Genomic DNA, 20,790 nt, shown 5'->3' with positions numbered 1-20,790 from the left:
TGATCACTACTGAAAGCGTAGTCTGATCTATTGTGAAGGCCATCCAATCCACAAGGAGGATCATCCCCATGGCGAAGACCAAGACCCCGGTAAAGAAGACCCAGACCGGTAAGCAGAAGCTGGCATCGGCCGCCCCCTCGGCCCCGAACATCGATATCGGGATCAAGGAGGGCGATCGCAAGAAGATTGCCGATGGACTGGCATCCTTCCAGGCGGATGCGTTCACGCTCTACCTGAAGACGCACAACTTCCATTGGAATGTGACCGGGTCGATGTTCAACTCGCTGCACACCATGTTTGAAACCCAGTACACCGAGCAGTGGGCAGCCCTGGACGACGTGGCTGAACGCATCCGCGCATTGGGCTTCAACGCCCCGGGCTCCTACCGCGAGTTCGCGGCCCTGACCTCGATCGCCGAGGAGCCGGGCCTGACCGACAGTGCGGACTGGCGTGAGATGGTACGCCAGTTGGTGGCCGCCAACGAGGCCGTGTGCCGGACGGCGCGCAAGGTGCTGGACGTGGCCGACGACGCCGACGACGCCCCGACCGAGGATCTGATGACCCAGCGCCTGCAGACGCACGAGAAGTATGCGTGGATGCTGCGGTCGTTGCTGCAGTAAGTTGGGTTGATTGCCGGCTTCTGTGGTTCGGTTGACGGCGTAGGGCGTAGGGCGTGGGCGTAGGCGTTTTGGTTGTCTGCGCGCGGCGCGGGTACCACCCCCTTGCCGGGACACGCGGTGCACCCATCCCTGGGCGCTCGCCGGGCGCCATCCAGGGCGCCCGACGGTCCCGGCACGGGGGTGGAACCCCCGCCCAGACAGTGTGCGTCCGGCGGTTGGGGAGAGGTGGAAGCATGCAGAACAGGCGCCCGGTGGCGCCTGTTCTGCTTTTTGGCCCCTCACTTCTTCCTGTTTGGGCAGCAACCTGAGCTGGGGTCGGGTTTCAGTCTCTCGCTCGGTTTTTGCTCTCGCCTTGGCTACTTCGGGGCGGGGGCGATTCAGGTTCAGGTGGTGCCGGCTGGCGGCCGGCACTACCGGTGGCAGGTCCAACGGCCTACAGCGCTGTCCGCATTCGGAGGACCCGGCCAGACCGCCCGCCGGGGTAATCTAGCGCGATGTCTTCCCGCCCCGCGCACGACCTGCTCAGCCGCATTTTTGGTTACGACGATTTCCGCGGTCCGCAGCAGGCGATCGTCGAACACGTCGCCGCCGGCAATGACGCGCTCGTCCTCATGCCCACCGGCGGCGGCAAGTCGTTGTGCTACCAGGTGCCTTCCCTCCTTCGCGAGGGCACCGGCATCGTCATTTCGCCGCTCATCGCCCTCATGCAGGACCAGGTGGAAGCGCTGCGCCAGCTCGGTGTCCGCGCCGAATTCCTCAATTCAACCCTCGATGGCGACACCGCCGCCCGGGTCGAACGGGAACTGCTCGCCGGCGAACTGGACATGCTCTACGTCGCCCCCGAACGCCTGCTCACCGGCCGCTTCCTGTCCCTGCTGTCGCGCAGCCGCATCGCCCTGTTCGCCATCGACGAGGCCCACTGCGTCTCCCAGTGGGGCCACGACTTCCGGCCCGAGTACCGCCAGCTTACCGTCCTGCACGAACGCTGGCCCGATGTCCCCCGCATCGCCCTCACCGCCACCGCCGATCCGCCCACCCAGCGCGAAATCGCCGAGCGCCTTGACCTCACCGGCGCCCAGCACTTCGTCAGCTCCTTCGACCGCCCCAACATCCGCTACACCGTCGTCCAGAAGGACAACGCCAAGCGCCAGCTGCTGGATTTCCTCAAGGTCCACCGCGAGCAGGCCGGCATCGTCTACTGCATGTCGCGGCGCAAGGTCGAGGAGACCGCCGAGTTCCTGTGCAAGGAGGGCATGAACGCCCTGCCGTACCACGCCGGCCTGCCCGCCGAGGTGCGCGCCGCCAACCAGCGCCGCTTCCTGCGCGAGGACGGCATCGTGATGTGCGCCACCATCGCCTTCGGCATGGGCATCGACAAACCCGACGTGCGCTTTGTCGCCCATACCGACCTGCCCAAGTCCATGGAAGGGTATTACCAGGAGACCGGCCGTGCCGGTCGCGATGGCGAGCCTGCCGAGGCCTGGCTCTGCTACGGCCTGGGCGATGTGGTGCTGCTCAAGCAGATGATCGAGCAATCCGAGGCCGGCGAAGAACGCAAAAGCCTGGAACGCAACAAGCTCGACCACCTGCTGGGCTACTGCGAATCCATGCAGTGCCGCCGCCAGGTCCTGCTGGCCGGGTTCGGCGAGACCTATCCCCAACCCTGCGGCAACTGCGACAACTGCCTGGTCCCGCCCGATGCCTGGGATGCCAGCGTTGCCGCGCAGAAGGCCCTCAGCTGTGTCTACCGCAGTGGCCAGCGTTTCGGCGTGGGCCACCTGATCGACATCCTGCGCGGCGGGGAGAACGACAAGATCCGCCAGTTCGGCCACGCCCAGCTGAGCACCTACGGCATCGGCAAGGACCTGGATGCCCGGGCCTGGCGCGGCGTGTTCCGCCAGCTGGTGGCGGCCGGCCTGCTGGAAGTGGACAGCGAGGCCTACGGTGGCCTGCGGCTCACCGACGGCAGCCGCGAGGTGCTCAAGGGCCAGCGCAAGGTCATGATGCGCCGCGAAAGCCCCAAGACCCGCGAGCGCGACCGCAGCGGCCAGCGCACCGGGCTGTCGGTGCTGCCCGAGGACCTCACCCTGTTCAACGCCCTGCGCAGCCTGCGCGCCGAACTGGCGCGCGAACAGAACGTCCCGGCGTTCGTCATCTTCCACGACAGCACCCTGCGCAACATCGCCGAACAACGCCCGACCAGCATCGACGCGCTGGGCCGGGTCGGTGGCATCGGCGGCAGCAAGCTGGCCCGCTATGGCGAGCGGCTGGTGGACATCGTGCGCGAGGAAGGCTGATGGCCGCCCGCGCCCTGACGGAGCCGGCTCCAGTGTTGAACGCGGCGTTCAGCGGCAGGTGCACGCGCCGCGGTTTGGCGCTAGGGTGAGGCCCATGTCCGTCGGTGGCCTGCTCCTGCGCGTGGTGTTGATGCTCAGCCTGTTGCTCAACGGGTTGAACGCGGCCCTGGCCGGACCGATGGCATTGGCGATGGCGACCGCGACGACGGCTGCGCCAGCCGACGCCGCCCCGCCCTGCCATGACACGCCGCCCACGACGACCCTGGCCCCTGCACATCCGGCCGATGCTGACGCGGGCGCCCAGGCCCCGCACGACGATACGCACTGCAGGTTAAAGGACTGCCTGCGCAGCTGCGCGCAGCAACCCGGCCTGACCGCGACCATCGCCTGGTTGCCGAGCCCCCCGCCGCTGGCGATGGCACCGCCCCACCCGCCGCGCCCGGCCCTGCCGTCGCCGCCGCTGGACCGCATCACCCGCCCTCCGATCGGCTGATCCCGCGCGCGCCGTCGGCGCGCCTGCGATGCGATGCCGTGTGCCTGCGCGCCCACGGAACCCGGGCACCTGCGTGCCCACCCGATTGTTTCCGGAGTTGCCATGTTCCCCCCAACCCCTCCTGGCGCGGGCGCCCCGCCCATGCCGTCGCGCCGCCTGTTCGTGCAGGGCGCCGCTGCCGGCGGCGTGGTCGCCGGCCTGGTGGCCAGCGGCCTGCCCGCGCGCGCCTTCGCCGCCGCCGGGCCCACCCTGGCCGCGGCCCCGCAGGTGCTCAGCGGTCCCGACGTCCAGTTGAGCATCGGCCAGTCGCTGGCCAACTTCACCGGGCGCACGCGGCCGGCGATCACCGTCAACGGCAGCCTGCCGGCCCCGATCCTGCGCTGGCGCGAAGGCGATACCGTCAGCGTGCGCGTGGCCAATGCGCTGCAGGCCCACCCCACCTCCATCCACTGGCACGGCATCCTGCTGCCGGCCAACATGGACGGCGTGCCCGGCCTGAGCTTCAACGGCATCGCCCCGGGCCAGGCCTATCAGTACCGCTTCACCCTCAAGCAGTCCGGCACGTACTGGTACCACAGCCACTCCATGTTCCAGGAACAGGCCGGCCTGTACGGCGCGCTCATCATCGACCCGCTGCAGCCGGCGCCGTACCACGTCGATCGCGAGCACGTGGTCATGCTCTCGGACTGGACCGACCTGGACCCGGGCGCGCTGTTCCGGCGCATGAAGAAGCTGGCCGAGTTCGACAACTACTACAAGCGCACCCTGCCCGACTTCCTGCGCGATGTGCGCAAGGACGGCTGGGCCGCCGCCACCGCCGATCGTGGCATGTGGGGGCGGATGCGCATGACCCCCACCGACATCTCCGACGTCAACGCCAACACCTACACCTACCTGCTCAATGGCACCGCGCCGGCCGGCAACTGGACCGGCCTGTTCCGCAGTGGCGAGAAGGTGCTGCTGCGCTTCATCAACGGCGGCTCGATGACCTACTTCGACGTGCGCATCCCCGGGCTGAAGATGACCGTGGTGGCGGCCGACGGCCAGTACATCCACCCGGTCAGCATCGACGAGTTCCGCATCGCGCCGGCCGAGACCTTCGATGTGATCGTCGAACCCAGCGGCCAGGATGCCTTCACCATCTTCTGCCAGGACATGGGCCGCACCGGCTACGCCGCCGGCACGCTGGCCGTGCGCCACGGCCTGCAGGCGCCGATTCCCGCGCGTGACCGGCGCCCGTTGCTGACCATGGGCGACATGGGGCATGACATGGGCGCGATGGGCCACGACATGGCCGGCACCGGTCACGCGATGAAGGGCATGGAAGGCGGCTGCGGCGCCAGCATGGGCCACGCCGCGCACGGCGCCGCCCCCAAGGCACCGCACCATCCCGCCAGCGAGCGCGGCAATCCGCTGGTGGACATGCAGAGCATGGCCAGCGATCCCAAGCTGGACGACCCCGGCATCGGCCTGCGCGACAACGGCCGCCAGGTGCTCACCTACGGGGCGATGCACAGCCTGTTCGACGATCCGGACGGACGCGAGCCCGGGCGCGAGGTGGAACTGCACCTCACCGGCCACATGGAAAAGTTCAGCTGGTCCTTCGACGGCATCCCGTTCGCCAGCGCCGAGCCGCTGCGCCTGAACTACGGCGAGCGCATGCGCATCGTGCTGGTCAACGACACCATGATGCAGCACCCCATCCACCTGCACGGCGTGTGGAGCGACCTGGAAAACGCCGACGGCGCGTTCCAGCTGCGCAAGCACACCATCGACATGCCGCCAGGCACCCGCCGCAGCTACCGGGTGCGCGCCGATGCGCTGGGCCGCTGGGCCTATCACTGCCACCTGCTGTACCACATGGAAGCGGGGATGATGCGCGAAGTGAGGATCGACGAATGAGCCGCCTTCCGCGTTACCCGCGCCCCGCACTGACCGCCGCGCTGCTGCTGGCCCTGGCCACGCCCGCCTGGGCGCAGTCGCACGCCGGGCATGCGATGCCCGCACCGGCCAGCGCCGATGCCGCGGGCGACGGCCCGGCGATGGACCATTCGACGATGGACCATTCGGCGATGGATCATTCGCAGATGGAGCACTCGCAGATGGACCATTCAACGATGGACCACTCGAGGATGCATCCCCCCTCCACCGAGCCACGCGAACCGATCCCGGTGGTCACCGCTGCCGATCGCATCGCCGCGTTCCCGCCCATCGACCATGGCGCGATGGCACACGCCCCGGATGTCCACAGCATGCTGCTGCTCAACCGCCTCGAGCACTGGGATGGCCAGCACGGCAACGGCCAGGCCTGGGAAGCGAGCGGCTGGGTGGGCGGCAACGTCCATCGCCTGTGGCTGCGCAGCGAGGGCGAACGCAGCGGCGGGCGCACCGCCTCGGCCGACGTGGAGGTGCTGTATGGCCGCAGCGTCTCGCCGTGGTGGGACGTGCTGGTGGGCGCCAGGCAGGACCTCGGCCGCGGCGACTCGCGCACCTGGGCCGCGATCGGCATCCAGGGCCTGGCGCCCTACAAGTTTGAAACCTCGGCCACGGCGTACGTGGGCGAAGGCGGCCAGGTGACCGCCAGCGTCGAGGTGGAGTACGAACTGCTGCTGACCAACCGCCTGATCCTGCAACCGCTGGTGGAAGCCACGCTGTCGGCCAACGATGCGCCCCGCTACGGCAGCGGCCGTGGCTTGAACAAGGTCGAAGCCGGCCTGCGCCTGCGCTATGAGTTCAACCGGCGTTTTGCACCATACATCGGCATCAGCCACGAGCGGCTGTTCGGCGATACCGCCGACTACCACCAGGCCGCCGGCGAACACGCGCGCGATACCCGCTGGGTCGCCGGCGTGCGCGTCTGGTTCTAGCGCACCTGCTCCCGGGCGCCACGCGCGCCCGGGACACTGCCAGACGCTCGCCCTGCCCCGCCATTTTCAATGGATCAAGGCGCGATCGCGTACGCTTTGCGTCCTGCCATTGCCACTGCCCGCATGACCCTGCCGATCCGCCGTGCCACCGCCGCCGATGCGACTGCCCTGTCGGCGATCGCCATCGCCACCTATACCGAAACCTTCGGCGACTCCTACCCGCCGCAGGACCTGCAGGCGTTTCTCGACGACCACTACAGCGTGGCGCCGCAACGGCGCGAGCTGGACGATCCACGCAGCGCGATCTGGCTGCTGGAAGACGCCGGCCACGTGGTCGGCTACCTGGCGGCGGGCCCCAACGGCCTGCCGCACGCCGACGCGCGCGAGGGCGATATCGAACTCAAGCGGCTTTACGTGCTGGCCCCTTACCAGGGTGGCGGGCACGGCGCGCGGCTGATGGACGCGTTCCTGGCCTGGCTGGACCAGCCGCGCCGCCGCACGCTGTGGGTGGGCGTGTGGTCGGAGAATGTCGGCGCGCAGCGCTTCTACGCGCGTTACGGCTGCCAGCAGGCCGGCCACTACGACTTCGTGGTCGGTGACAGCCGCGACCTGGAATTCATCCTGCGCCGGCCCTGACCGACAGGGCCGGCGCGCGGGGTCAGAAGTCGAACAGGTCCGACAGGAAGCTCTCTTTCTTCTTCTTGCGGTAGCCGTGCTGGTCACCATAGCCGGGCTGGCCGAGGTGGCGCGTGTCGCGGTGCTGCACGGCGACCGGCGGCGGCGGCGGTGCGGCAGCCGCACGCACCGGCGCCGGCGCGGGTGCAGCAGCGCCTGCCGAACGCTCGATGATCTTGTCCAGCTCGCCACGGTCCAGCCACACGCCACGGCACTGCGGGCAGTAATCGATCTCGATGCCCTGGCGCTCGGACATCACCAGCGCCTGGGTCTTGCATACGGGGCATTGCATCGTCGTGCTTCCTCATCCTGTTCCAATCCTCGACTGTACCTGCGCGACGATGACTGGAATGCAACGCCCCCCGGCATGACGATCGGCACGGGGACTTCCGGCGCGCGCATCCGGCCGATGTCTGCGCGCAGACTGCAGCCAGCCCGCAAGGATGGCTGCCATGTCCCTGTCCCCAACGCGCCGTGCAGGCGCATCGCTGATCGCCCTGCTGGGCGTGGCCCTCGGCCTGAACATCCGCGACATCAGCGCCGCCATGGGCCTGCCCCTGCCGGGCCTGCCCATCCCCTTCGGTGGCAGCCTGCTCGACAACCTGCTGGCGGTCCTTGTTGCCGTGCTGCTGGCGTGGTGGCTCAAACCCCGCGCACTGCCGCTGGCCGACAGCCTCGGCCTGCGCTGGCACGGGGCGCGTGGCCCGCTGCTGGTGCTGCTGGCCACGTTGCCGTGCTGGATCGGCCTGGCCGCGCTCGGCCACCTCGACCCGGCGCCCAATCCGCTGGCGCTGCTGATGCGCGCCTTCACCTTCCCGCTGGCCGAGGAAATCCTCTACCGGGGGCTGGGCTTCGTCTTCCTGGTCCGCGTGTTGTGCTGGCCGGCGTGGCTGGCTGCCCTGCCGCAGGCGCTGATGTTCGGCGCGGTGCATTGGCTGGGCGCCGGCGGCATGGAGGGCGGCGCCACCGCCGTGCAGATACTGGCGCTGATCACCGTGGGCGGGCTGGCGTTCGCCTGGCTGAACCACCTGGACCGGCTCACCCTGTGGAGCGGGCTGGCGCTGCACGTCTCGCTCAACCTGGCCTGGAGCCTGTTCATCCTGGAAGACGCCATGGCCTTGGACTGGAAGGTCACCACGCTGCGCCTGGCGGCGGCCGCCATGGCCGTGCTCACCCTGGCCTGTTGGCGGAAACCCCCTTCGCCGCGCGTGGCGTAGACGGTGATGGCGTGCACGACCTCCTCACCGCGGCCGCCCGCATAATGGCGCGCATTTTCCGCCCCCAGCCCCAAGGAACACCGCGTCATGTTGTTGTCCAAGCGCCACGTTGCACCGCGCGTGCTGTTGATCGAAGACACCGAAGACACCCGTGAACTCAGCCGCATGGCGCTGGAAAGCCAGGCCTGCGACGTGGCCGCGGTCAGCTCGGCCGAAGCTGCGCTGGGGTTGCTGCTGGCCGGCGAGCGCTTCGACCTGGTCTTCACCGATGTGTGCCTGGGCGGCCTGAGCGGCATCGAGGCGGCCGAGCGGATCAAGGCCTTCCAGCCCAGCCTGCCGGTGCTGGTCACCTCCGGGCTGGACCCGGCCGAGGTCGTCTCGCAGCTGCGGCCGGGCGTGCACTTCCTGCCCAAGCCCTACTCGATGAGCGAACTGCTGGATGCCATCCGCCAGTGCTTTGGCGAGATGGAAGCCGGCCAGGCGGCCTGAGCCGGGCCCGCTCAGTCGCGCGGCTTGTAACTCTTGTTGCCGGCCGGGGTCAGGCAGTAGCGTCCGCCGCGCGGGCCGGTGCACAGCCGGCCGCTGCTGCAGGGGCATTCGCCGGCTGCCGGTGCCGGTGTCGCCGGTGCCAGCCTCGTCGCGCTGCCCGCCCCGCATACCTTGCGTGATGCGCTGATCGAGCCATCGTTGCAGACGAACTGACCGGACGCGCAGTGCGACACCCCGCCCTTGCGCCCCGAACAGGGCGTATTGCCCGCCATCGCCGCCCCACTGGCCATCGCCGCGCCCAGCAGCAGCCAGGCCATTGCCCATCGTCGTCCGTGAACTCGCACGCAGGCCCCCTGTGGCCGCCGCACCTGTCTGGCGCGGGCAAAGCCTACGCTTTCATCCGGTTTTCATCCATGGATGGCATCGTTCGCCTGTGCCCCTCCTGACGGACCCGCACCATGCAGACCCGCCTGCTGCTGATCGCCCCGCTGCTGCTCGCCGCCTCGCTCGCCGATGCCCGTGCCGATGAACAGGTCACCTGCGAAAGTCGCGACAATCGCTACCAGTCCTGCGCCTTGCCTTATGCCGGTTACGTCAGCCTGGAGCGCAAGCTCTCCGGCGCCGACTGCCGCCAGGGCCGCACCTGGGACTACGACCGCCGCCAGGTGTGGGTGGACGACGGCTGCCGCGCCTCCTTCCGCGTGCACGGCGGCGATTCGCGCGATGACCGCGGCGACCACGACCACCACGATGCCAAGGTCGCCGCCGGCGTACTGATCGGTGCCGCCCTGCTGGGCGCGCTGGTGCACAACGCCAACACCGGCGATGACCGCTACGACGATGACAACTACCAGGGCCCGCGCCACAGCTCCTACGTGCCCGGCTGGATGGTCGGCGAGTTCGAGGGCTACAACCCGATCTACGGAGCGGACATCCACATGCGCATCGACAGCGACGGCCGGATGAGCGCGCAGGCGCGCGGGCAGGACCTGAGCGGCTGGATCAACGGCGGCCAGCTCAATGTCGGCGGCAACGTGTTCGACATCAACCAGAGCCGCGACGGCTTTGTCACCACCGAAGTGGGCGACCGCCAGAACGAGGTGCGCTACCGCCGCGTGCGCTGAGCATCGGCGATGGGGCCAGCCGCGCCTGCGCTGGCCAACGCGCTCACCCGGCGGCCTTGCAGTGCAGCGCGGTGCCATAGAAATCCAGCGTCGCCTCGCCCTGGTGTTCCCAGAACGCCACGCCCTCGCGGGTGTAGCGGCTGCCGCTGGCCGAGGCGGCGGGGAACACGATGGCCTGGTCCTTGCCCCAGCTCACCACCGCCGCCTGCGGCTCCAGCCCGTTGTAGAAGGCCACGCTGAGCGGCTTGCTGGCGTCATCACACTGGTACCGCACCGGCACGGGCGCGGCCACCGCGCCGCTGCCGATGTTCAACTCCACGATGCGGGTCTGGTAGGACTCGACCAGGCAGCGATGCCGGTCCACCGCCTGCCAGCACGCGTCGCGCCCTTTCACCCAGCCGCGCTGCTCGGCGGCGATGTCCAGCTCATCCGGGCTGGTCTGCACACGCTTGTAGAGGGCCGCCAGCTGCCGGTCCAGCGCAGCCAGGCGGGCATCGCCGCAGACCAGCACCTCGGCATCGCCGCGCGCCTGGTGGCAGTCGAACGACGGCGGCTGCAGGGCCGGTTCGGCCGGGGCCGCGACGGGCGCTGCCGTCGGTGGTGGCGGTGACGGAGCGGTCGCGCCGGGCGCCGACGCGGGGGCCGAGGCGCCATCGTCGGACGGCGCCGGCCTGGAACATGCCGCGAGCGCGAGCGCCCCCACACCCAGCAGGACGAAACGGTTCATGGCACCTCCAACAGCGATCGGCGAAAGACGCCCCAGTGTGCGCCCAACACCGCCAGCGCGGTGTGCAGGAACTGCCGGCTCAGGGCGCCGCCACGGGTTTGAACAGGGTCCGCAACGCCCACAGCGCGGCCGGGTGATACAGCGTCAGGTGGGTTTCCTCGGGCATCGCGCGCTGCTTTACGTCGATCCCCGGCAGCGCCGCGCCCACCGCCTGCGCGAAGCGGGCGGCATCGGCCGCCAGCTTGGGGTCGTTGCCCGAGGCGATGGCCACCTGCTTGCCGCGCACATCGGCCGCCTTGAGCTGGGCCACGGCCTCGTCCAGCAACTGCCCACGGTTCCACCACAGGCTGGGGTCCAGCGCGATGTAGGTATCGAACAGGTCCGGCTCGCGCACCAGCGTATCCAACACGAACAGCCCGGCCAGCGACTCGCCCACGATCGCCGTCTCGCCGGTGGTGGCATGGCGCTGGCGCACCTGCGGCATCAGTTCCGTGCGCAGGAACGCGCGGAATGCCGGCGCCCCGCCCACGCGCGGGGCGATCGTGCGGTCCTTCGGATCCTGCGTGGGGCCGGTCATGTCGCGGCGGCGCTCGGTGTTCTCGATCCCCACCAGCAGGAACGGGCGCATGCTGCCGTTGGCCACCAGCACCTGGACCAGGCCGGCCACGTGCAGGAAGTCTTCGCCGATCCCGCCATCGGGCATGTACAGCACTGGCAGCGGCTGGTCGGCCGGCAGGTTCCAGGCAGTGGGGCGGTAGACGTTGATGCGGCGCGTCTCGCCGAGCGCACGCGATGCCAGGGTGAAGGTCTCACCGATCGCCAGCGGCGTGGCCGCGGTAACGCCGGGCGCGGTCGGTTCGGCTTGCGTGGGCTGGGCGGCCGCGGCAGGCCACATCGCCACCCACAGCGCCACCATGCACCCCCTGCGCCATCTGCGCCACGGCGTCGGTTTGTTCGCCCTTCCTGCCACCTTCATCACGCACGACCTTCCTGGTTTGAACGGCCCGCTGGCCGATCCCCCATTATCGGACAGCCGGCCTTCGCGCACGACCGGCGCTGAAGATCGCCTTCGCCAATGGGAGATACTGTGCGCGCGAGATGTCACCCAGGGAGCGCAGGGATGCAGGAAGGCAAGACGGGAGTGTCACGGCGGTGGATGGCGATGCTGATCTGGCTGATCGCAGCGCCCGGCGTCGCCTCGGACAGGGCGATCGATCACGCCGCCTGGGATGCCGACTTCCTCGCGCTGAAACAGGCGCTGGAAGCGGACTATGCGCATCTTGCCTGGGCGGCCTCCGCGCAGAGCGGCGTGGATGTGCCGGCGCTGGAGCGCGCCGCGCAGTGGCAGTTGGCGCAGGCCGTCAACGACGACCAGGCCGAGCAGGCGCTACGCCAGTTCCTGGCCGGCTTCCACGACGGTCATCTGACCCTGCAGCCCCGCCAGGTGGCAGGCGTCGGGCTTCCCGCGCCGCCGGCCAGCGTCGATCCCGGCGCATTGGATGCCGCAACCGGTTGCGCGGTGATCGGCGTGGTGGACGAGGGTCGGCAGGACTTCAGCGTGCCCCTGCAGACCCTGCCCGGCTATCGGCCGCTGTCGGTCGGTGCCGAGCCCAGCGTGCGTGCCGGGCTGATACCGCTGCCTGATGGCCGCACGATCGGGCTGCTGCGCCTGCATGAATTTGACGCGCTGCGCTATCCAGGCCTGTGTCACCGGCTGTGGCCACAGCTGCGGCATGCGGGCACGCCCGATGACATGCGCGGGATCCTGCAGAGCGCCTGGGTGGCCGAGATCGCCGCCAGCCTGCGTCGCATGCAGCAGCAAGGCGCTGCCGCCGTCCTGGTGGACGTGGGCACCAATCCCGGCGGCGATGACAGCGGCGACAGCCTGGCGCGCCTGTTCAGTGATCGACGGGTGCAGTCGGCCCCGCTGTGGGTGAGCCAGTCTGCCGCCGGCCGGGACTATCTGCTCGAGCAGCTTGAACGGCTGCAAGACACGCAGCGGCGGCGTGCCGGCAATGCGCGCATCCGTCGCACGCTGCAAGGGCCGCTGGCCCAGTTCCACGCATCGCTGCAGGCCATCGGGCACGACCCCTGCGATCTGTCCTGGGCGTGGCAGTCCCAGCGCGACTGGCAGGCTGACCGATGCCGTCGCCTGGTGCCCGCCGGCAGTTCCGGGGGCCCGCTGGCGACGGCGGAGGTGGATGCGCTGAATGACTTTCTGGTCGCCCACCGACTCGACTGGGCGCAGGACATCCGCGCGCACTGGGGCGCCTGGCACGGGCCGGTGTATGTGCTGGTCGATGGGAAGACGTTTTCCTCGGCGGAGATGTTCGCCGCGCGGATGCAGGACAACCGGCTGGCCCGCGTCGTCGGCAGCCATAGTGGCGGTGATGGCTGCGGTTTCATGACCTCGCCTGCGCCGCGCGTGCTGCCGCATTCGGGCCTGCGGGTACGTATTCCCAACTGCGTGCGATTGCGCGCGGACGGCAGCGATGAAGTCGCCGGGATCGCCCCGGACCTGCCGCTGGAGATGCAGGCCGGCGAGAATGCACGGGCGCGCGCGCAACGCCTGCTGGGTACGCTCGGCCAGGATATCGACCGGCCTTGAGGCAGCTCACGCCACCGGGCAAACCTCGCGCACCGCCTGCGGCAATACCTCGATCGAGCGCGCTTCCAGCTGCGCCAGGATCGCCTCGGGCCCGCGCTGGCTGCGCCAGCCCAGGCCCATGACCGCCGCACTGGCGTCATGGATGCGATCCACCAGCGGCAGGGTCCAGCCGCGTTTGTCGTACTCGGCCAGCCACTGCGGGCACCGCCGCGCCAGCACCGCGCGCGGCTCGCTGACCAGCCGCTCGCAGTCCTCCGGCCCGAACGGCGTGGCCCCGCTGGCGATGTAACGCTGGAACATCGGCCCGGCGTTGTGCAGCGCCGCGGCATGCGCATCGGCCACGTCGCGCACGTCGATCCCGCGATGCAGGCGATACAGCAGCAGGCGCTCGGCGGTTTCGGGGAAGCAGCGCGACATGCGGATCACCCGCACATGGAAACCCGGGCTGGCCGCATCTTCCAGCCAATGTTCGGCCGCCAGCTTGGAACGGTGATAGACCGTTCGCGGCAGCGGCGTGGTGCGCTCGTCGATCCAGGTACAGCGCCCCGGCACGATCGCGTGGCCATACAGCGCGGTGGTGCTGGTGAACACGAACCGCGACACGCCCGCATCGCGCGCGAGCATCGCCAGGGTGCGCGTGCCTTCCACGTTGACGCGATGGAAGTCGCTGTCCGGCACCAGCCCCACGTGCGGGGCGTGCAGCGCCGCCGAATGGATCACCGCGTCCACCCCGACCAGCGCCGAACGCAGCGCGCGCACGTCGCTGATGTCGACCACGTGCCGGGTGGTATTGAAGGGATTGCGGTCCACCCCGACCACCTCGTGCCGCGCAGCGAGCGCGCCGTAGATCGCGCGCCCCACCCGGCCTGAACTTCCTGTCAGGAGAATCTTCACTGTATGGCACTTGGTCAGCGCCCGGGAGTTACCGGGATGGCTCGATTGTAGCCATAGTCGCTGGGGATGGAACACGCCCCTTTTGCCTGCCCCCCGCGCCTGGCCACCGCCGCCGCCGGATTGCCGCTGGCCTCCTGGCCGGCCTACCCTGTACCCGGTGCCGGCCGGCACCCAAGCGCCCGGTGACCGATCCCGCGCTGCCCCACCCGACGCTCCAGGAACACGCATGACCCTCGAAAACTACCTTCGCCATCACTTCGTCGACAAGCCCACGCTGGCCGCACAGACCGGCATTCCGGTCGACGCGCTGGAGGCCCTGGTGGCCGAGGGCGCACTGCCCGCACCCACTTACGTGTGCGGCGAAGGCGTCATCACCTCGGCGGCATTCGGGCCCATCGCGATTCCCGAGAGGCTGGCGGGGGAATACTTCCGCCCGGAGTACGCACGCTGGATCCAGATCGCGCGACAGGCCCCGCCCGGCCACGCGCGCGAGGTCGTCATCGGCACGCTGACCGACGAGCTGCGTGATGCGCTGCGTACCTGGTTCGACACGGCAGAGGACGTTGAGCGCCGCGTGGTCGCCTATCTGCCGCACTTCGATAGCGGCACGTTCGGCCTCTGCGTGGCCGATCCCGCCACGGGCGCGGGCATCGTGCGCAAGGAGGTGTTGCAGGAGCGGCTGGTCGCGCTGACCGACAACGGCAACGATGCCACGCCGCCGGGCATCGCGCGCGATGCACTGCTGCAGCTCATCGATGACTACGCCGCCGCCGCGATGCCGTTCTCACCGGCAGAGTACGAGCGCAGCAGCCGCAAGCGCCTGGTGGAGGCACTGCGCCCGCGCGTGGCCAGCGAGGGCTGAGCCGCCCCGCGTTGCCCGGCGCGATCACCTCCCCTGCCCTCCCGACGCGTTTTTCCCAGGAACCTCCCGACCCTGCACGGATGCTTGCCGATGCGCGGTTGCGCGCGCGGCTGGCGCAGGAACGGGCGCGCAGGTGAACAGTGCGCCCGTGCGCCGCGATGTCGCGCACGGCAGGGCCGACGGTTGCCCGGCTGCACCGTCAATGTGCATGGAAAGCGGGGTGACCTGCGCGACCCGCACGCGGCCGCCCGGTTACGCCGTCAGCGTGGCCAACTCGCGCCTGGCGATTTCCAGCCAGGCTTTCTGTTCGCGCTGGTAGTACGCCGGGGCCGCCTGCGCACGGGCGATGCTGTCGCGGAACTGCTCGGCGGCACGGTCGGTGTGCCCGGCCTGGCGCAGCAACTGGCCCAACCGCACACGCGCTTCCTCACCGGGATAGTTCGGCGCCACCGCTTCGAAACGGCGCAGCGCTTCCTCGGTCCTGCCGAGGATATCCAGCAGATTGGCGTGCAGCAGGTCGGCGTCATACGAGCGGTAGCCCGGGTTGGCCTCGGCCAGCGTGGTCAGGGTGGCCAGCGCATCGGCAGGCTGGTCCAGGCCGAGTTGCGCCCTGGCCAGCCCGAGCAGCATGTCCGGGTCGTGGGCGTAGATGCCCCGCAGCGCGCGACGGTAGGCCTGCTCGGCGCCGGCGAAATCGCCCGTGCGCAGGCATTCGATCGCCAGCCGCCGCCGGTTTTCGGGCGTATCGGCGACCTCGGCCTGCAGGCTCGCCGCGCGCGCATCGCGGCCCGGATCCAGGTGCGCGCGCACCTTGCGCAGCACCCGGTCGCCGGACCGGCGCATGCGCATGTCCGGCACCACGGCCACGATCACATACACCAGCACGGCAAGGTAGGAGAACATCAGCAGGATCAGCACCCAGTACAACGGCCGACCGCTGCGCACCACGTGCACGCAGCAGCCCACCTGCAGTATCAGGGACAGCAGGAAGATGGGGCTCATGGGAAAGTGACTCCTTGTCGGATTGAAGCGCTGCGGTCAGCCGCCGAGGGGCGCATGGGGCGGCCGGGCAGTGGCGGGCAAGCGGGAATGATGCGCGGGTTCGGGGGCGATGACCATATGGGTGGGGGGGATCCGGCGTAACCCGGCCGATCCTGCGCATGGTGTGGCCCATGGGCTCCTAGCCCTTTCCGGGAAGCAACCGCTTTACTTGTTCGACTTGCCTGTCCAGCCGCGCTGCATCGTCGGCATTGATGAGGCGCTCCCGCACCCATGTTTCGAAATCAGGACTTGAGCACGCCGTCGTGTTCAAACAAAGCGACACCATGATCTCCGATCCTTGGTCACAGGGCAGGCCCATATCACAGGCTGCGATGCCCCAGGCGTAGAACGCCATCTCGCTGCCTGCCACATCCGCATAGCGACGCACGTCACCGACGTCGGCGGAAGCCAGGTTCTGCCCCATCTCGAAGAGGGCAAGTGGATCGCCGCTGGCGATCACCCGGTCCATGAAATGTTCAAGCTGCCGGCCCCTGTATGACATTTCAGGGCCGCGATTGACCCGGGCCTCGGCCACCAGGTCACCCGCTTTGGCCGCCTGCTCAAGCCAGAGGCTTCGCGCCTCAAGTGGCACGACGTCGCCGCCATCCACGACGGCGCACTCGTCCAACTGGTCCTTCGCCGCCTGGCGATAGCGCGCGGCGTTCGCCGGATCCTTGTCCAAGGCGGCAATTGCCTCCACACCGCCAAGATACTTATGCGGGTTGTAGTTCACCGGCAAGCAGCGACCGTACTGCTCGGAAAGCTCACGCTGGGCGACGGGGTCGCCACGCTCCGCGCGTTCCTTGAGCGTGAGAAAGTCCTGGAGCGCGCGATTGGCGTCGATCCTGGCGATGCGTTCGACCGGGCCGTTGCGAAGGGCACCTCGCTCCGTCGGCAGAACGTCGGACACCTCGGCAGGCTGGCGAGACGGCTCCGGCGTCACTCGCGCGTCGCGATCCGGCATCCTGCCGCCCAGCAGGCAGAAACCCGCGATAGCCACGGCCGCGGCGACCCCCGCAACCACGATGACTTTCTTTGATTTCACCCTGCTGGTCCGCATTCTCTAACGATCTCCAAACGCGTCATGCCGTTGATGGCCTGGCCATGAGCGTGCGTTGCCCAGTCGAATGACGCGCGGGGGACGCACGGATGCTCTCGTACCCCGCTCCGTCGCCCCTTTCGACAGTGCTCCCCGTCTTCCTGATACAGCTCAGACCCACTACGGCCCGTGCCGCCCGTTATGGCGCCATTTGAGCACACAGACCCTCATCCTGGGCCGGGTTGACTCGGCAAGCACGCGCCAGCGCGGCAGCGCTTGAGTATCTCGCCCAAGCGTTCGAAATGAAGCGACGGATGTAGTGGGCAGCAGATTCGGTGGAGGGGTGATATTCACCGTGGATGGCGCTGACAGACTGCACGTAGAGGCACGCGCTTGAGCGCGGAACCGCCTGGTTTTCCCGGAAATTTTCCCGATGACATGAAAAAGGCGCCCAACGGGCGCCTGAGTCATCGATGCAAGTGGTGGGCCGTGATGGATTCGAACCATCGACCAAAAGATTAAAAGTCTTCTGCTCTACCGACTGAGCTAACGGCCCCTTGCATGCCCGGGCATCGCTGCCGGGGGTGCGTATTCTACCCCATCTTGCCGGCGGCGGGCACCCGGGTGGCGATCAGGCGTAGCGGGTGGGGTCGGCCACGCCGGCGTCGCTGAAACCCTGCGCGCGCAGGCGGCAGGCGTCGCAGTGGCCGCAGGCCGCGCCGGTGGCGTCGGCGTTATAGCAGGACACGGTCAGGCCGAAGTCCACGCCCAGGCGCACGCCTTCACGCACGATGTCGGCCTTGCTCAGGAACTGCAGCGGCGCGTGCACGGTGATGCCCGCCCCTTCCACGCCGGCCTTGGTGGCCAGGTTGGCCAGCGCCTGGAAGGCGGCGATGAACTCCGGGCGGCAATCGGGGTAGCCGGAGTAGTCGACCGCGTTGACGCCGCAGAAGATGTCGTTGGCGCCCAGTACCTCGGCCCAGCCCAGCGCGACGGACAGCATGATGGTGTTGCGCGCCGGCACGTAGGTGACCGGGATGCCCTCGCCGCCCGCCTCGGGCACGTCGATGTCATCGGTGAGCGCCGAGCCGCCGATGCTGCGCAGGTCGACGTTGACCGTCTTGTGCGCGACCACGCCCAGCGCCTGGGCGACGGCGGCCGCGGCATCGAGTTCGGAGGTGTGGCGCTGGCCGTAGCGCACGCTCAGCGCATGCACGGCGTAGCCCTGTTCCTGGGCCATGGCGATGACGGCGGCCGAATCCATGCCGCCGGACAGGAGGACAACTGCATTTTTCATGAGGGGGTGTTCCGGTAGGTTGCGGGAGCCAGCACGCTGTCCCGCGCCGGGATGAAAAAGAGGGTCCGCCTGGAAAGCGCCTGCGTGGCGCGCCCGGCAGCGGCGATCAGCGCCCCGGTTCGTCGTCCCAGAGCAGCTTGTGCAGCTGCATCTGGAAGCGCACCGGCAGGCGGTCTTCGACGATCCAGTCAGCCAGCTGGCGCGCGCTCACCTGGCCCTTGCTGGGCGAGAAGAACACCGTGCAGCGCGCCGGCAGGTCGTGCTCGGCAACCATGCCGCGCGCCCATTCGTAGTCGGCGCGGCTGCACAGCACGAACTTGAGCTGGTCGCGCGCGGTCAACAGCGGCAGGTTGTCGAGCCGGTTGCGGGCCATTTCGCCCGAATCGGGGGTCTTGAGGTCGACCACGCGCGAGACGCGCCGGTCCACGCCACTGACGTCCAGCGCGCCGGAGGTCTCCAGCGACACGTCCAGGCCGGCCTCGCACAGCTTCTCCAGCAGCACCAGGCAGCGCTTCTGGGCGAGCGGCTCGCCGCCGGTCACGCAGACGTGGCGCACGCCCTGGGCCAGCACCTCGGCCACGATCGCGTCGATGTCCCACCAGGTGCCACCGTGGAAGGCATAGGCGGTATCGCAGTAGGTGCAGCGCAAGGGGCAGCCGGTCAGGCGCACGAACACGGTCGGCCAGCCGGCGGTATCGGCCTCGCCCTGCAGCGAGGTGAAGATCTCGGTGATCTTCAGGCGCGGCAACGGCGACTGCACGATCTCGCTGGGGAGCGCGGCGGCGGCGGACAGGGGGACGGTCATGGCGGTGATTCTTGGGCGGCGGCGGAAACGACGATAGCCGAGCATGGCTCGGCACTGCGGAAGCCCCGGCATCGGGGTGGGTTCAACCGGTGATTATACCGGCCCGGCCGCAGGGAGCGACCGGCGACCGTTCAGCGGATCTGCTGGCCCAGCCGGATCGACTGCAGGCGGTCCTGGGCGGTACGCGCGGCGTCCGAGCCCGGATACGTGGACACGACCTGCTCCAGCGTCGCCTGGGCCTGGTCGACCTTGCCTTCGCCATACTGCGACAGGCCGATCTTGAGCAGGCCACCGGACGCCTTGTCATGGGTCGGGTAGCGCGAGATGAGGTCGCGGAACTGCGCCTCAGCCTGCGGGAAATTGCGGGTGGCGTAATAGCTCTCACCCAGCCAATACAGCGCATTGGGGGTGTAGACGCCGTTGGGGTACAGCTCCAGGAAGCTCAGGAACAGCTGGGCCGAGTCCTGGTAATTGCCGGCCTTGAGCGAGTTGAACGCCACGTTGTAGGTGGTGCGCTCATCGCCACTGGCGGCCAGGCTGCCCGCATCGCCATGCACGGAGGGCGGCCGCTCGGGAGCGGCCGCGACCGGGACCACGGGTGCAGCGGCCGGCTTGGGCGCGGCGGCGGCGGGTGCGGCGGGCAACACGGGGGCACCGCCTTCCAGGCGGTTCAAACGGCTGTCCAGGTCCAGGTACTGGTCCTTGGCAGACTGCTTGAGCTGCTCGTTGTCATGCTGCAACTGCTCCACCTGCGACTGCAGCGCCTGCATCTGCGTGCGGAGCTGGTTGAGCTGATTGAGCATGTCCATGTTGGACTGGTTGTTCTGCACCTGCTGCTCGAGCGAGCCGACGCGGTCGGCCAGGCTCTGGCGCTGCGCATTGGCCGGAGCGGCAGCCACGAGGGCTGCCGCAACGATCATCGATAGAAATCGAAGGCGCATCTATTACTGAGCCGTGTACACGATCTCGACGCGGCGGTTCTGCGACCAGCAGGACTCGCCCGACTCGGTGCAGACCGGACGCTCTTCGCCGTAGGACACGACGGTCAGCTGCGAAGCCGAGCCACCGTTGGCCTGCAGCGCCGAGGACACGCCGTTGCCACGACGCTCGCCCAGGGCCTGGTTGTACGCGCGCGAACCGCGCTCGTCGGTGTGGCCCTGCAGGGTCATGCGCGAGGACGGACGGTCACGCAGGTACTTGGCGTGGCAAGCCATGATGGCCTGGAATTCCGGCTTCACGTCTTCCTTGTCCAGGTCGAAGTACACCACGCGCTGGCGCAGGCAGGAATCGGTATCCAGGTCGCCCGGGCCGTACAGGCCGGAGGTCGACGGACCGGTCGGGGTGGAGGTCGAGGAGCCGGTGTCAACCGCGGCAGCCGGCTGTTCCTTCACCTTCTTGGAGCAACCGGCCAGGGCGGCCACGGACAACAGGGAGACAAGCAGAACGCGGGTGGTCTTGTTCATGGCGATACCTTTGAGGCTCCTAAAGCCGGATGTGGGATGAATACGGTGGAAATCTTAACACTCTGTTAGCGCTTTGTACGGTATGGCGACCAAGAAGGCTCGCGCACATCACCGTCAGCCAAGACCAGCCGCTGGCGCACGCGCGCATCGGCCGAGACGGCATACAACACTCCACGGCCACCCTCGCGGGCGGCGTACAACACCATGCTTGCGTTGGGCGCAAAGCTCGGCGATTCGTCCAGCGAACCCGGCGACAGCGTGCTCCAGCGCGG

Annotated in this window: 22 protein-coding genes, 1 tRNA gene and 1 pseudogene; 11 read left to right on the top strand and 13 right to left on the bottom strand. The window is 69.0% G+C overall.

Annotated features, from left to right (window positions below):
* The first annotated feature begins 68 nt into the window (after positions 1-68).
* The 6 genes from RSA25_RS10460 (at position 69) to RSA25_RS10435 (ending at position 6,913) form a co-directional block, all read left to right on the top strand.
* Complete coding sequence (locus RSA25_RS10460; RefSeq protein ID WP_038686762.1) at positions 69-620, top strand: Dps family protein; 552 nt, start codon at positions 69-71, stop codon at positions 618-620.
* Positions 621-1,114: 494 nt separating this feature from the next.
* Positions 1,115-2,917, top strand: a complete 1,803-nt coding sequence (gene recQ, locus RSA25_RS10455) for a DNA helicase RecQ (protein WP_332808827.1) — start codon at positions 1,115-1,117, stop codon at positions 2,915-2,917.
* Between the two features lie 94 nt (positions 2,918-3,011).
* A complete protein-coding gene (locus RSA25_RS10450; RefSeq protein WP_332808826.1) occupies positions 3,012-3,410 on the top strand; it encodes a CopL family metal-binding regulatory protein in 399 nt (132 codons plus the stop codon).
* A 141-nt stretch (positions 3,411-3,551) separates the two neighbouring features.
* A complete protein-coding gene (locus RSA25_RS10445; protein WP_332808825.1) occupies positions 3,552-5,312 on the top strand; it encodes a copper resistance system multicopper oxidase in 1,761 nt (586 codons plus the stop codon).
* Entirely contained in the window at positions 5,309-6,277 is a 969-nt protein-coding gene (locus RSA25_RS10440) for a copper resistance protein B (RefSeq protein WP_332808824.1), read from the top strand. The genes RSA25_RS10445 and RSA25_RS10440 overlap by 4 nt, the downstream gene beginning before the upstream one ends.
* 123 nt (positions 6,278-6,400) lie before the next feature.
* Positions 6,401-6,913: a GNAT family N-acetyltransferase gene (locus tag RSA25_RS10435; RefSeq protein WP_332808823.1), complete on the top strand. Its 513-nt coding sequence runs from the start codon at positions 6,401-6,403 to the stop codon at positions 6,911-6,913.
* A gap of 22 nt (positions 6,914-6,935) precedes the next feature.
* On the opposite strand, the gene RSA25_RS10430 is transcribed toward RSA25_RS10435, so the two are convergent.
* A complete protein-coding gene (locus RSA25_RS10430; protein WP_332808822.1) occupies positions 6,936-7,244 on the bottom strand; it encodes a zf-TFIIB domain-containing protein in 309 nt (102 codons plus the stop codon).
* 160 nt (positions 7,245-7,404) lie between these two features.
* Here RSA25_RS10430 and RSA25_RS10425 point away from each other — a divergent pair, with 160 nt between their 5' ends.
* Both RSA25_RS10425 and RSA25_RS10420 read left to right on the top strand, forming a co-directional pair.
* Positions 7,405-8,169 carry a CPBP family intramembrane glutamic endopeptidase gene (locus tag RSA25_RS10425; RefSeq protein WP_332808821.1) on the top strand — a complete coding sequence of 255 codons (765 nt, stop codon included), beginning with the start codon at positions 7,405-7,407 and terminating at the stop codon, positions 8,167-8,169.
* Positions 8,170-8,256: 87 nt separating this feature from the next.
* Positions 8,257-8,658: a response regulator gene (locus RSA25_RS10420; RefSeq protein ID WP_332808820.1), complete on the top strand. Its 402-nt coding sequence runs from the start codon at positions 8,257-8,259 to the stop codon at positions 8,656-8,658.
* Between the two features lie 11 nt (positions 8,659-8,669).
* Here RSA25_RS10420 and RSA25_RS10415 read toward each other — a convergent pair whose 3' ends face one another.
* The gene (locus RSA25_RS10415) at positions 8,670-8,975 is read right to left on the bottom strand and encodes a hypothetical protein (RefSeq protein WP_332808819.1); all 306 of its coding nucleotides are present in this window, start codon (positions 8,973-8,975) and stop codon (positions 8,670-8,672) included.
* A 141-nt stretch (positions 8,976-9,116) separates the two neighbouring features.
* Between RSA25_RS10415 and RSA25_RS10410 the strand changes: the two genes are divergently transcribed.
* Positions 9,117-9,782, top strand: coding sequence for a DUF3011 domain-containing protein (locus tag RSA25_RS10410; RefSeq protein WP_332808818.1), 666 nt, complete (start codon positions 9,117-9,119; stop codon positions 9,780-9,782).
* A 43-nt stretch (positions 9,783-9,825) separates the two neighbouring features.
* Here RSA25_RS10410 and RSA25_RS10405 read toward each other — a convergent pair whose 3' ends face one another.
* Together RSA25_RS10405 and RSA25_RS10400 are read right to left on the bottom strand one after the other, a co-directional pair.
* Positions 9,826-10,509, bottom strand: a complete 684-nt coding sequence (locus tag RSA25_RS10405; RefSeq protein WP_332808817.1) for an MliC family protein — start codon at positions 10,507-10,509, stop codon at positions 9,826-9,828.
* 79 nt (positions 10,510-10,588) lie between these two features.
* Positions 10,589-11,404: an alpha/beta hydrolase-fold protein gene (locus RSA25_RS10400; protein WP_332808833.1), complete on the bottom strand. Its 816-nt coding sequence runs from the start codon at positions 11,402-11,404 to the stop codon at positions 10,589-10,591.
* A 225-nt stretch (positions 11,405-11,629) separates the two neighbouring features.
* Between RSA25_RS10400 and RSA25_RS10395 the strand changes: the two genes are divergently transcribed.
* Positions 11,630-13,117 (top strand): S41 family peptidase, encoded by a 1,488-nt coding sequence (locus tag RSA25_RS10395; RefSeq protein ID WP_332808816.1) that lies wholly within the window; start codon positions 11,630-11,632, stop codon positions 13,115-13,117.
* A 6-nt stretch (positions 13,118-13,123) separates the two neighbouring features.
* Here RSA25_RS10395 and RSA25_RS10390 read toward each other — a convergent pair whose 3' ends face one another.
* Positions 13,124-14,011, bottom strand: a complete 888-nt coding sequence (locus RSA25_RS10390) for an NAD(P)-dependent oxidoreductase (protein WP_332808815.1) — start codon at positions 14,009-14,011, stop codon at positions 13,124-13,126.
* 226 nt (positions 14,012-14,237) lie between these two features.
* On the opposite strand from RSA25_RS10390, the gene RSA25_RS10385 reads away from it, so the two are divergent.
* A complete protein-coding gene (locus RSA25_RS10385; protein WP_332808814.1) occupies positions 14,238-14,873 on the top strand; it encodes a DUF6058 family natural product biosynthesis protein in 636 nt (211 codons plus the stop codon).
* Positions 14,874-15,125: 252 nt separating this feature from the next.
* On the opposite strand, the gene RSA25_RS10380 is transcribed toward RSA25_RS10385, so the two are convergent.
* The 8 genes and pseudogenes from RSA25_RS10380 to RSA25_RS10345 all read right to left on the bottom strand — a co-directional run.
* The gene (locus RSA25_RS10380; RefSeq protein ID WP_332808813.1) at positions 15,126-15,875 is read right to left on the bottom strand and encodes a tetratricopeptide repeat protein; all 750 of its coding nucleotides are present in this window, start codon (positions 15,873-15,875) and stop codon (positions 15,126-15,128) included.
* A 178-nt stretch (positions 15,876-16,053) separates the two neighbouring features.
* Complete coding sequence (locus RSA25_RS10375; protein WP_332808812.1) at positions 16,054-16,959, bottom strand: hypothetical protein; 906 nt, start codon at positions 16,957-16,959, stop codon at positions 16,054-16,056.
* Between the two features lie 474 nt (positions 16,960-17,433).
* A tRNA-Lys gene (locus RSA25_RS10370) sits at positions 17,434-17,509 on the bottom strand.
* A 75-nt stretch (positions 17,510-17,584) separates the two neighbouring features.
* A complete protein-coding gene (gene queC / locus RSA25_RS10365; RefSeq protein ID WP_332808811.1) occupies positions 17,585-18,250 on the bottom strand; it encodes a 7-cyano-7-deazaguanine synthase QueC in 666 nt (221 codons plus the stop codon).
* A 106-nt stretch (positions 18,251-18,356) separates the two neighbouring features.
* Positions 18,357-19,055, bottom strand: coding sequence for a 7-carboxy-7-deazaguanine synthase QueE (gene queE, locus RSA25_RS10360; protein WP_332808810.1), 699 nt, complete (start codon positions 19,053-19,055; stop codon positions 18,357-18,359).
* Between the two features lie 131 nt (positions 19,056-19,186).
* Positions 19,187-19,996, bottom strand: coding sequence for a tol-pal system protein YbgF (gene ybgF / locus RSA25_RS10355; RefSeq protein ID WP_332808809.1), 810 nt, complete (start codon positions 19,994-19,996; stop codon positions 19,187-19,189).
* 3 nt (positions 19,997-19,999) lie between these two features.
* Complete coding sequence (gene pal, locus RSA25_RS10350; protein WP_332808808.1) at positions 20,000-20,518, bottom strand: peptidoglycan-associated lipoprotein Pal; 519 nt, start codon at positions 20,516-20,518, stop codon at positions 20,000-20,002.
* Positions 20,519-20,583: 65 nt separating this feature from the next.
* Positions 20,584-20,790, bottom strand: a pseudogene (locus tag RSA25_RS10345) (Tol-Pal system protein TolB); the annotation flags it as partial.

This window comes from Stenotrophomonas sp. (assembly GCF_036662295.1).
In the GTDB taxonomy this organism is placed as follows: Bacteria; Pseudomonadota; Gammaproteobacteria; order Xanthomonadales; family Xanthomonadaceae; genus Stenotrophomonas.
This window is presented reverse-complemented; position numbering and strand designations above follow the sequence as displayed.

Excerpts from the sequence above, each read along its gene's own strand:
- RSA25_RS10460 (WP_038686762.1), top strand. The coding sequence starts at position 69 with ATGGCGAAGACCAAGACCCCGGTAAAGAAGACCCAGACCGGTAAGCAG.
- recQ (WP_332808827.1), top strand. The coding sequence starts at position 1,115 with ATGTCTTCCCGCCCCGCGCACGACCTGCTCAGCCGCATTTTTGGTTAC.
- RSA25_RS10450 (WP_332808826.1), top strand. The coding sequence starts at position 3,012 with ATGTCCGTCGGTGGCCTGCTCCTGCGCGTGGTGTTGATGCTCAGCCTG.
- RSA25_RS10445 (WP_332808825.1), top strand. The coding sequence starts at position 3,552 with ATGCCGTCGCGCCGCCTGTTCGTGCAGGGCGCCGCTGCCGGCGGCGTG.
- RSA25_RS10440 (WP_332808824.1), top strand. The coding sequence starts at position 5,309 with ATGAGCCGCCTTCCGCGTTACCCGCGCCCCGCACTGACCGCCGCGCTG.
- RSA25_RS10435 (WP_332808823.1), top strand. The coding sequence starts at position 6,401 with ATGACCCTGCCGATCCGCCGTGCCACCGCCGCCGATGCGACTGCCCTG.
- RSA25_RS10430 (WP_332808822.1), bottom strand. The coding sequence starts at position 7,244 with ATGCAATGCCCCGTATGCAAGACCCAGGCGCTGGTGATGTCCGAGCGC.
- RSA25_RS10425 (WP_332808821.1), top strand. The coding sequence starts at position 7,405 with ATGTCCCTGTCCCCAACGCGCCGTGCAGGCGCATCGCTGATCGCCCTG.
- RSA25_RS10420 (WP_332808820.1), top strand. The coding sequence starts at position 8,257 with ATGTTGTTGTCCAAGCGCCACGTTGCACCGCGCGTGCTGTTGATCGAA.
- RSA25_RS10415 (WP_332808819.1), bottom strand. The coding sequence starts at position 8,975 with ATGGCCTGGCTGCTGCTGGGCGCGGCGATGGCCAGTGGGGCGGCGATG.
- RSA25_RS10410 (WP_332808818.1), top strand. The coding sequence starts at position 9,117 with ATGCAGACCCGCCTGCTGCTGATCGCCCCGCTGCTGCTCGCCGCCTCG.
- RSA25_RS10405 (WP_332808817.1), bottom strand. The coding sequence starts at position 10,509 with ATGAACCGTTTCGTCCTGCTGGGTGTGGGGGCGCTCGCGCTCGCGGCA.
- RSA25_RS10400 (WP_332808833.1), bottom strand. The coding sequence starts at position 11,404 with ATGTGGCCTGCCGCGGCCGCCCAGCCCACGCAAGCCGAACCGACCGCG.
- RSA25_RS10395 (WP_332808816.1), top strand. The coding sequence starts at position 11,630 with ATGCAGGAAGGCAAGACGGGAGTGTCACGGCGGTGGATGGCGATGCTG.
- RSA25_RS10385 (WP_332808814.1), top strand. The coding sequence starts at position 14,238 with ATGACCCTCGAAAACTACCTTCGCCATCACTTCGTCGACAAGCCCACG.
- RSA25_RS10380 (WP_332808813.1), bottom strand. The coding sequence starts at position 15,875 with ATGAGCCCCATCTTCCTGCTGTCCCTGATACTGCAGGTGGGCTGCTGC.
- queC (WP_332808811.1), bottom strand. The coding sequence starts at position 18,250 with ATGAAAAATGCAGTTGTCCTCCTGTCCGGCGGCATGGATTCGGCCGCC.
- queE (WP_332808810.1), bottom strand. The coding sequence starts at position 19,055 with ATGACCGTCCCCCTGTCCGCCGCCGCCGCGCTCCCCAGCGAGATCGTG.
- ybgF (WP_332808809.1), bottom strand. The coding sequence starts at position 19,996 with ATGCGCCTTCGATTTCTATCGATGATCGTTGCGGCAGCCCTCGTGGCT.
- pal (WP_332808808.1), bottom strand. The coding sequence starts at position 20,518 with ATGAACAAGACCACCCGCGTTCTGCTTGTCTCCCTGTTGTCCGTGGCC.